The organism is Streptomyces rubellus, from assembly GCF_036323805.1.
Lineage (GTDB): Bacteria > Actinomycetota > Actinomycetes > Streptomycetales > Streptomycetaceae > Streptomyces.
On the sequence record NZ_JAZDCX010000012.1, the window covers coordinates 204,709 to 214,630 of the forward strand.

Annotated in this window: 8 protein-coding genes; 2 read left to right on the forward strand and 6 right to left on the reverse strand. The window is 72.9% G+C overall.

Features of this window, described 5'->3' with window-relative positions; translation table 11 throughout:
- Positions 1-9: 9 nt before the first annotated feature.
- From V1L54_RS16630 to lepB, 5 genes are all read right to left on the reverse strand, one after another.
- Entirely contained in the window at positions 10-915 is a 906-nt protein-coding gene (locus V1L54_RS16630) for a carbohydrate ABC transporter permease (protein ID WP_330118784.1), read from the reverse strand.
- On the reverse strand, positions 912-1,943 hold the full coding sequence (locus V1L54_RS16635; protein ID WP_330118785.1) for a carbohydrate ABC transporter permease: 1,032 nt from the start codon (positions 1,941-1,943) through the stop codon (positions 912-914). The genes V1L54_RS16630 and V1L54_RS16635 overlap by 4 nt, the downstream gene beginning before the upstream one ends.
- Before the next feature lie 147 nt (positions 1,944-2,090).
- Entirely contained in the window at positions 2,091-3,407 is a 1,317-nt protein-coding gene (locus V1L54_RS16640; protein WP_330118786.1) for an ABC transporter substrate-binding protein, read from the reverse strand.
- 144 nt (positions 3,408-3,551) lie between these two features.
- The gene (locus V1L54_RS16645; RefSeq protein ID WP_330118787.1) at positions 3,552-4,457 is read right to left on the reverse strand and encodes a helix-turn-helix transcriptional regulator; all 906 of its coding nucleotides are present in this window, start codon (positions 4,455-4,457) and stop codon (positions 3,552-3,554) included.
- Positions 4,458-4,533: 76 nt separating this feature from the next.
- A complete protein-coding gene (gene lepB, locus V1L54_RS16650; protein WP_330118788.1) occupies positions 4,534-5,223 on the reverse strand; it encodes a signal peptidase I in 690 nt (229 codons plus the stop codon).
- Between the two features lie 192 nt (positions 5,224-5,415).
- Here lepB and V1L54_RS16655 point away from each other — a divergent pair, with 192 nt between their 5' ends.
- Positions 5,416-7,413 (forward strand): helix-turn-helix domain-containing protein, encoded by a 1,998-nt coding sequence (locus V1L54_RS16655; protein ID WP_330118789.1) that lies wholly within the window; start codon positions 5,416-5,418, stop codon positions 7,411-7,413.
- A 556-nt stretch (positions 7,414-7,969) separates the two neighbouring features.
- Here V1L54_RS16655 and V1L54_RS16660 read toward each other — a convergent pair.
- Positions 7,970-8,431, reverse strand: coding sequence for a DUF6508 domain-containing protein (locus tag V1L54_RS16660; protein WP_330118790.1), 462 nt, complete (start codon positions 8,429-8,431; stop codon positions 7,970-7,972).
- Positions 8,432-8,665: 234 nt separating this feature from the next.
- Between V1L54_RS16660 and dnaK the strand changes: the two genes are divergently transcribed.
- Positions 8,666-9,922 (forward strand): molecular chaperone DnaK (gene dnaK, locus V1L54_RS16665; protein ID WP_330118791.1); only part of this gene is annotated, 1,257 nt, incomplete at its 3' end.

Sequence of the window (9,922 nt, forward strand, 5' to 3'; positions counted from 1 at the left end):
GGGCGCGAGTCACTTCACCGCGCCCCGCGCGAAGCCGTTGTAGATGTAGCGCTGGAGGAACAGGAACAGCAGCAGCGTCGGCAGGATCACCAGGATCGCGCCCGCCGAGATGTGCTCCCAGTGCGCGCCGAACGGGCCCTTGAAGCGGAACAGCGCGGTGGACATCGTCCCCAGCTCCTGCGAGGGCATGTAGAGGAAGGGGATGTAGAAGTCGTTGTAGACGGTGATGCCCTTGATGATGACCACCGTGGCGATCGCCGGCTTCAGCAGCGGGAAGATGATCCGCCAGAAGATCGTGACGGTGTTCGCGCCGTCCAGCCGCGCCGCCTCGTCCAGCGTGGTCGGGATGCCCCGGACGAACTGCAGGAAGACGTAGATCGACACGATGTCGGTGCCCATGTAGAGCAGGATCGGCGCCCACCGGGTGTCGAACAGCCCGAAGCTGTTGACCACCTGGAACGTCGCCACCTGCGTGGTCACCCCCGGCACCAGCGTGGCGACGAGGAACAGCGCCACCACCAGCTTCCGGAACCGGAAGTCGAAGCGGTCGATCGCGTACGCCGTCATCGACCCGATCACCACCGTGCCCGTGATCGAGAAGGCCAGGATGAAGGCGGTGTTCCCGAACGCGGTGAGCAGGTGCCCGTCGGTGAACGCCGTGGCGTAGTTGCCGAGGTTCAGCCAGTCGCCGGGCAGGGACAGCGCGTCGCCGCCGCCCGTCACCTCCTTCGAGGTCTTCAGCGAGGTCAGGAAGACCACCACCAGCGGCAGCAGCACCACCAGGCAGGCGAGTACCAGCGACAGATAGGTCAGCGTAGGGCCGAGCCACCGGCGCCGCGCGCGGGGCGGCGGGGTGGCGGCGGCAGGGGCGGGGGCGGTGGCGGGAGCGGGCGGCGGAGCGGTCACCGGGGTCATACGAGGTCCACCCTCTCGTCGGGCACGATGCGGCGCTGGATCCAGGTGACCAGCAGGATGATCAGCAGCAGGACGACGGCCGCGGCCGAGGCCAGCCCCGTCTTGTTGAACTGGAAGGCCAGCTTCACCGTCTGGATGACGAAGGTCTCGGTCCCCGTCGCCCCGCCGGTCATGATGTACGGGATCTCGAACACCGACAGCGAGCCGGAGACCGCCAGGATCACGCTCAGGCTCAGCACCGGTCTGATGCCCGGCGCGATGACGTACCGGAACTGCTGCCAGCGGCTCGCCCCGTCGAGCTGCGCCGCCTCGTACAGCTCACCGGGGATCGACTGGATCGCGCCGAGGAACAGCACGAAGTTCAGCCCCATGAAGCGCCACACCGACACCCCCGCCAGTGAGGTGTTCGCCGACTCGGGGGTGCCCAGCCAGGCGCGGTCGGTGCCGGCGCCGAACCAGGACAGCAGGGAGTCCAGCGTCCCGCCGTCCTGGAAGAAGTAGAGGAAGACGAAGCCGATGGCCACGCCGTTGACCAGGTACGGGAAGAACAGGATCCCCTTGAACAGGTTGCGGAAGCGGACGTTGAAGCTCAGCACCGTCGCGAAGTACAGCGCGAGGACGATCTGCACCACCGAGGCGGCCAGGTAGTAGAAGCTCACGAAGAACACCCGGAACAGCTCGGGCCGGGTGAACAGCTCGGTGTAGTTGCCGGTGCCGACGAAGTTCCGGTCCGGGCTCACCCCGTCCCAGTCCGTGAAGCTGTAGAAGACCATGTTGCCCACGGGGACGTAGGTGAACGTGATCAGCAGCGCCAGCGGCACCGCCAGGAACAGCCACGGTGTGACGCGGTGCAGCGGGTGGTCGCGCCAGGATCTCGGCGGGGCGGGGGAGGCGGTGGGGGAGCGGTCCCGGCGGGCGCCGGACGGCGCGGCGGCCGCCTTGCGGACACCGAGCGCCGGGGCGGCGTCCGTCGTGCCGGCCGTGCCGTCTGCGGCGGCCGTGCCGGTGGTGTCTGTCGTATCGCTCATGTCGGCCCTTCGTCTCGGCCTGTCGTCGTCCGCGGACACGGGAGCGGGAGGAGGAGGGGAGAGGCGGGGAGGCGGGAGAGCGCGGGGACCGGGTACGGGCGGCCGAAGGCGTACGCCACCCGTGCCCCCGGTCCACGCGGCCGGGTGTCAGCCGGCCGTCCGCACGGCCTCGGACCAGCGCTTGTTGAGCTCGGCGAAGTAGCCCTCCAGATCGCCGTCCTGTGCGCCGCGGGCGATGTCCACCAGCTTCTTGCGGTAGTCCGGCTTGGCCAGGCCGATCTCGGAGGCGTTGTCGACGGTGTTGACCTCGCCGGTCCTCGCCTCGGACCGCTCGATGAACTCGACATCGTTGTCGACGTAGGGGCGGAGGGTCTCGGGCATCGGGTCCTCCTTCAGGGCCGAGACCGCGCCCTCCGTCTCCGCGTAGCCCGACTCCTCGGTGAACCAGTCGATCCAGGCGCGGGCCGCGGACTTGTGGTCGGAGTGGATGTTCACCGCCTGCTGGTAGTCGGAGAGCAGCGTGGCGCAGAACCTCCCGTCCCGCTCGACGGGGAAGGGCATGAACCCGATGTCGTCCGGGTCCGTCCCCGCCTGCTCGGCGGCGTCCCGCATCTGCGTGATCGCCCAGGAGCCCAGCAGCATGGTGCCGATCTCGCCCCGGGCGAGCATGCCCTTGGAGTTCTCCCAGTTGGTGGTGGTCGGGTCCTTCTCGGTCAGCCCGTCCGCGACGATGTCGTGGAGCAGCTTGTCGATGACGTACAGGTCGCTGCCCTCGGTCCAGGGCTCCTCGGTGCCGGCGAGTGCGTCGTTGGCCTCCGTGTCGCAGCTGACCGAGCCGACGCTGTTGGACCAGGGGCTGGACAGCGGCCAGCCGTCCTTGAAGTTGGTGTAGTAGGGCACCGCGCCGGTCTTCTCCCCGATCGCTTCCAGCGCGGCGAGGAACTCCCCGGGGGCGGCGGGCCAGTCGGTGATCCCGGCCTCCTCCCAGACGGCCTTGTTGTGGACGAAGCCGTTGACGGTGCCGAAACTGGCGATGCCGTACGTCTTCCCGTCCACGTCGGTCTTGCCGGTGAAGCGGTACTTCTTCTCCAGTTCGGCGGTCTCGCCCAGCGGCGCGAAGAACTTGGGGTAGTCGTTCTGGGCGATCACCCCGGGGATCATCAGCACGTCCCCGTAGTTCTCCGTGTTCATGCGGATCTTGACTTCACCCTCGTAGTCGGTGATGCCCTCGAACTTCACCTTCACCTTGGGATAGGTCCTGTTGAACTCGGCGGCGTACTTCTTCATCGTGCCGTCCTGGACGAGGTCGGTCCGGTGCGTCAGGACGGTGATGTCCCCCGAGACCTCGGCCGGATCGCCGGGGGCGGTCGCGTCCCCGGCCGAGGGCGCGCCCCCGCCGCCGCAGCCCGCGACGGCCAGCAGCGCGGCGGCTAACAGCGTCCCTCCCAGCGGTTTCGTCCTCATCGTCCGGCTCCTTCCGGTGGCTGACGCCTCGAAGTCATCAGCGGATGCCGGAACTATGTCAGTGACAGGTGAACCGGTAAAGAAGGATGCCGTCTTCGATTCCGGAAGCACCGCGGGGCACGGCCGCGGCGGGCTTGCGGCGGGTTACGGGGCGCCGTCCCGGGCGGCGGGGCCGGTGCGGCGGGGCGCCTCGCGGAGGCCGCCCTCCTCGGCGGTCATGTCCTGGGCGCCGATGACGGAGAGCAGTTCGAGCCGGCCGGCGTCCCGGCTGCCGGGCGGGGCGGTGAACCACAGCAGCCGCTGGCGGCCGTCCTCGCTGAACAGGCTGTGGCAGTCCAGTTCGATCACTCCCAGCGCGGGGTGGACGAGACGCTTGTGGTCCCTGCGGCGCAGGGCGACCTCGTGGGTGTCCCACAGGGCGGCGAACTCCTCGCTGCACCGCCGCAGTTCGGCCACCATCGACCTCACCCGGGCGTCATGGCCGCGCCGGGCGGCGACCGCCCGCAGATCGGAGACGAAGGCCCGGGACTGGTGCGGGTGGTCGTCCACCGGGTAGAGCGCGCGGGCGGCGGGGTCGGTGAACCAGCGGTAGGCGTAGCTCGCCGCCGGGCCGGGCGTCAGCGGCTGCCGGCCGATGAGGGCCACGGCCAGGGCGTTCTGGGCGAGGGTCTCGTGCAGGTCGGTGATGACCTGGGCGGGGGTGGTGGTGAGCCGGTCCAGCAGGCCGAGCAGGGCCGGCTGGACATGGGCCGCCGGACCGTGGGAGGCCGGGGGGACGGGCCGGCCGGCGAGGTGGAACAGATGGTCGCGTTCGTCGCCGCGCAGGCGCAGCGCCCGGGCGAGGGAGGCCAGCACCTGGACCGAGGGCTGGGCGCCGCGGCCGCGCTCCAGCTCGGTGTAGTAGTCCGCCGACAGCCCGGCGAGCTGGGCGGCCTCCTCGCGCCGCAGGCCGGGCACCCGGCGCCGGGGTCCGGCGGGCAGGCCGACGTCGGCGGGCCGGACCCGGGCGCGCCGGGACTTCAGGAACGCGGCGAGTTCGGGAAGGTCCATGCCCGCCATCGTCCCCGGTGCGGCCGCGCCGAACCAGGGGACGGCGACCCCAGGCTCGGCGCGGACCGCCCCCGCCCTACACGGCGACCGGGAGGTGGGCGGACGGCGCGGCGGGCGGGTCCTGTGCGCGGCGCCGGGCGATCAGCGCGGCCGTGCCCAGGGCCAGCCCGATCACCGTGAGCACGCCCCCGCCCAGTGCCCCGGAGGTCAGCAGCAGCGGAACCGCCGGGCTCTCCAGAACCCGGCCGCGCACGGTGGTGGCCGGGACCGTGCCCGGCCGGTCGCCGGTGGCGCGCAGCCGGGAGTCGAAGGAGTTGGCACGGTCGTCGCCGGCCAGGAAGAGCTGCCCGGCGGGGACCGTCACGTCGAACTCCAGCCCGGGGACGCCGACCGGGTCGCCGCCTTGGACGTAGGGCTCCTCGAGCGGCCTGCCGTCGACGCTGATCCGGTCCCCCTCACAGCAGGTGACCCGGTCGCCGCCGGTGGCGATGACCCGTTCCAGGCCCAGGCTGCCGTCCGGGTACCAGGCCAGGTCCTGGAAGAGGACCACATCGCCGGGGCGGACCTCGGAGCCGTCGATCCGCTCCGCGCCGATCCGCTCCCCCGCCCGGTGTGTCGGCTCCATCGCGGACCCGGACACGGTGATGTCGAGGTAGCCGCCGCGGAGGTGCAGGCTCGCTCCTCCGGCGGCCAGTCCCACCACCAGCAGGACGATCGCCGCGATCCCCAGTCTCCGGCCCGGTCTCCGTACGCTTGCCCGATGCACTTCCCCTGCCCCCTGACTCCGTGTCGGTGTGAACGCAAAGAGTAGGATCACTCCTACCGGTTGGTCACGGGCCGTGCACCGTTTTTTACGATCTGACGGCCGCTCAGCGGATGCGGGCGCTCCGATTTGGCCGCGCTCCGGCGGTCGGTGAGTATCGGAGCGCGGGGACGGCCAGCTGGGGAGAGCGGCGCGATGTTGACCTTGTACGACCTGACCGGCGGAGCCGGACCGGTCCTGCGCCACCTGGGCGGGGCGGCCGGCGTACCGCAGGACGCCGCGCGGGTGATCGGCCGGGTGGAGCCGTGCGACGACCGCTGGCGACTCATCGCCGGCACCGCCGCCGGCACCGCCGCCGGCACCGGCGACGGCACCGGAACCGCCGCGCGGACGCACGAGGCGCTGGCCGTCGTCCCGGCCGGGGCCGCGGGACCGCCCGGTGAACTCCCCGCCGCCCTGCGGGCGCTGGCCGGCCGGGGAGTGGTCGCCGTCGCGCTCGCCACCGGGGACGGCGGCGCCGTACCGGAGGAGGAGCGGGTGGCCGCGGCGGCGCGCGCCGCGGGACTGCCCGTACTGGTGCCCGTCTCCCCGTGCGGCCCGGCGGAACTCCAGGCGCTCGTACTGCGGCGGCTGGCCGGGGTGCTGCGCGAGGGCGTCGAGCAGCGCGACCGCCTGCTGAGGCTCTCGGCCCGGCTGGAGCGGCAGGGGGAGGACCCGGGACGGCTGCTGCGGCAGCTGGCGGACGAGTGCGGCGCCCGGGTACGGCTGATCGGCCCCGGGACCGGGGAGCGGGAGGAGGAGTGGGAGGAGCTGGACGGTCACGGCCGGCTGCTCGACCGGGTCCGGGACGGGCGGGCGCACGCCGCCGCCCTGACCGCCGGGGAACGGCACGTCCTGCTGTACGCCACGGGCGCCGAGGCCCCGCACCCGGTGCTCGCCGCGGTCCGCTCCGAACCCTGGCCGCCCCGGCTGCGCGACCTGGTCGCGCTGTCCGCCGGGCAACTGGGCCTGCTGCGGCACCCGCTGGAGAGACGCGCGGCGGGCCGCCGGCTGCGCCGGACCGAGATGGCGCTGCGCGTGTCGATCCTGCAGTACCTCATGGTCGGAGGGGTGGCCGCGGCGGTACGGGCGGCCGAACCGCTGGCTCCGGGCGTGCTCACCGCGGACGGCGGCCGGCTGGCCGTGGTGGAGTGCGCGGCCGCCGAGGAGCGCGTCCGGGTCGCCCGGGAGTGCGAGGAGGCGGTGGGGAAACGGGCGCTGGTGGTGCTCTGCCCGGCCGACGACCGGCACGTCATCGTCGTCCTCCCCGAACCGTCCGGCACCGGCCCGGACCCCGGCACCGGCACCGGCCCGGAACTGGGGTCCGCCGCCCCGCTGGCCGCCGTCGTCCGCGCGCCCGGCCGGGTGGCCGGGGTCAGCGGCCCCGAACCGTGGAGCCGCGCGGCCCGGGCCTACGAGTCCGCGTTCCGGGCCCTGGCCACCGCCCGGCAGACACCGGAGCGGATCACCGTCCACACCGGCGGAACCCCGCTGGCCGCACTCCTGCCCGCCGCCGCCGGGCAGTGGGCCCGCGCCCTGCTGGAACCCCTGGAGCGCCTGCCCGCCGAGCAGCGCGACCAACTGGTGCACACCACGCGGCTGGCGCTCGGCTACGGCACGGCGTTCGCCGCCCGGCTGGTCGGGGTGGACCGCACCACCGCGGGGAAACGGCTGTCACTGGTCATGCGGCAGGCCGGGCTGGACCGGGGCAGGCTGGCCGACCGCGCCGTGCTCGAACTCGCGTTCCGGCTCGGCGAGTGTCCGGGGGAGCCGGGGGAGGCGTGGGAGCCGGGAGGACCCGGGAGGCCGGAGGAGCCCGGCGGCGAGCCGCCGCGGCTGCGGCCCCTGCTGCTCGGGTCCGGCGCGGCCCGGCAGCAGTCGGAGCGTTTCCTCGAACCGCTCGACACCGCCACCCGTGACCTGCTGGCGGCGTGGATCGCGGCCGACGGCGCGGTCGGGAGGACGGCCGCCGGGCTCGGAATGCACCGCAACAGCTGCTCGCAGCGCCTGGAACGGGCCGGTGCGGCACTGGGCCGCCCCCTGACCCGGCCCGGGGCCGGCTGCCACGACGTGCTGTGGGCGCTGGTCCTCACCGGCGGACTGTCGGCGGAGATCCTCCACGACCCGGTGGCCGACGGCCCGCGCCCGCGGTGAGGCCGGGGCGACGGCGGGGGTGACGGTCGCGGCACGGGCCGGGGCGTCCGGCCGCCCGTCCGCGCGCATCGCCTGCACAGTGCGCCGCCGCACATGCACAGCCCTCCAGCCGCGCCCGGCCGCCTAGCCTTCTGGTTGTCCGACGCCGACGGGTCGTCGTGACACGGGGTACGTGCTGTATGGCCGCAGCACGGAGATCCGGCCCCGGCGGCTCCGCACAACGGGGGAGGGTGCGAGCGGAGCACACGCCGGGGCCGGCGCCGCCCCCGTGGTGGTCCCCTGGCCGGTACACCGCCACGGGGGCGGGCACCGGGTGCGGCGCGTGCGGGGGACGCGCCGCACCCGCTGCTTCCCCCCGACGGGCCGTGCCCCGACGACGGCGCCGCGCGGACGTGGGCGGACGCGGGCGGCGGCTCCCGCCGTCCCGGGCCCCGGTCCGCCGGTGTCACACGCCGCAGCGAGAAAGAGTGTGCCAAGCAGCGGAAAAGGAACTCTCCTCGCCGACAGCTGACGGGCACGGCGCCCGAACCACCTGGCCCGTGACCTCCGCTCCGGCCTATCCGCGGGAGCGGTCCCGGTACCAGGCGGCCAGGGAGGCGAGGGCCGCCTGCAGGGTGCCGTGCTCCAGGGCCTTCCCTATGTGGCCGTCGCCGAAGCGCTCACCGCGCACGATGTGGGTGGCCAGCCGCATCGCGTCGGCCGGAGAGGGCGGGGAGCCGTCGTCCGGCAGCCGCGGCGGGACGTACCGCGTCCAGTGGTAGGCCGGAGTGACCGCGCCGACCTCGGACAGCGCCCGGCGGGCGCGCTCCACGCGTTCGCCGTAGACCGGGTAGCCGAAGGACATGCTGCCGTCCGGCTGCCTCCTGGGCATCTCCCAGCGCACGTCGTCCTCGACGTGCGGACGGGACGCGAACTCGTCGGCCGCCGCCAGCAGACGCTCCCAGGCGTCGGCGCGTCCGGGGGTGGTGTCCAGCTGTGCCAACAGCACCGCGTCGTCGGGATCGCCGTTGTCGTTCATCGCAGCACGGTAACCCTCCGGGAAGCGCCCCGTCCCCGATTGACATGGACTGCGGCGCGCTTGCCCGGAGTGTCCCGGTGTGCTGCCCTCCGCGCTGCCCAGTGGGGCATCGCGCCAGGGTGTCGCGGAGGGCCCGGTTCCGCGTTTGACTCCGGACGGCTCACGTTTTATGCAGGAAGCAGCGACAGGCGACATCTTGCTCGATTCCTGGCCGACGGGACGAGGAGGGCGGAGATGGCACGCACGGTCGGCATCGACCTCGGTACGACGAACTCGGTGGTTTCCGTCCTGGAAGGCGGCGAGCCCGCCGTCGTCGCCAACGCCGAGGGCGCCAGGACGACCCCGTCGGTGGTGGCGTTCTCCAAGGCCGGCGAGGTGCTGGTGGGGGAGATCGCCAAGCGGCAGGCCGTGACGAACGTGGCGCGCACCGCACGCTCGGTCAAGCGGCACATGGGCGACGCGGGCTGGCGCTTCCCGGGGACGGGCGACATCGACGGCAGGCGGTACACGGCCCAGGAGATCTCCGCGCGGGTGCTGCAGAAGCTCAAGCGGGACGCCGAGACCTACCTGGGCGAGAAGGTCGCCGACGCGGTGATCACCGTCCCGGCGTACTTCAACGACGCACAGCGCACGGCGACCAAGGAGGCCGGTGAGATTGCCGGTCTGAACGTGCTGCGCATCGTCAACGAGCCGACCGCCGCCGCGCTGGCCTACGGTCTGGACAAGGAGGAGCAGACGGTCCTGGTCTTCGACCTGGGCGGCGGCACCTTCGACGTGTCCCTGCTGGAGATCGGTGACGGCGTCGTCGAGGTCAGGTCCACCTCCGGCGACACCCGCCTGGGCGGTGACGACTGGGACCAGCGAATCGTCGACCACCTGGTCGAGCGGTTCAGGAACGGTCACGGCGTGGACCTGTCCAGGGACAGGATGGCCCTCCAACGGCTGCGCGAGGCCGCGGAGAAGGCCAAGGTCGAACTGTCGGCCGCCACCGAGACCACCATCAACCTGCCCTACATCACGGCCTCGGCCGAGGGCCCGCTGCACCTGGACGAGAAGCTCACCCGGGCCCAGTTCCAGCAGCTCACCCAGGACCTGCTGGAGCGCTGCGAGGGGCCGTTCCACCAGGCGGTGAAGGACGCCGGCACCGAGGTCTCCGACATCGACCACGTGATCCTGGTCGGCGGCTCGACGCGGATGCCCGCGGTGACGGAGCTGGTGCGGAAACTGACCGGCGGCAAGGAGCCGCACAAGGGCGTCAACCCCGACGAGGTCGTCGCCATCGGCGCGGCGCTGCAGGCCGGTGTCCTCAAGGGCGAGGTCAAGGACGTCCTGCTGCTGGACGTCACCCCGCTGTCCCTGGGCATCGAGACCAAGGGCGGCATCATGACCAGGCTGATCGAGCGCAACACCACGATCCCGACCAGGCGCTCGGAGGTCTTCACCACGGCCGAGGACAACCAGCCCTCGGTGACCGTGCAGGTGTACCAGGGT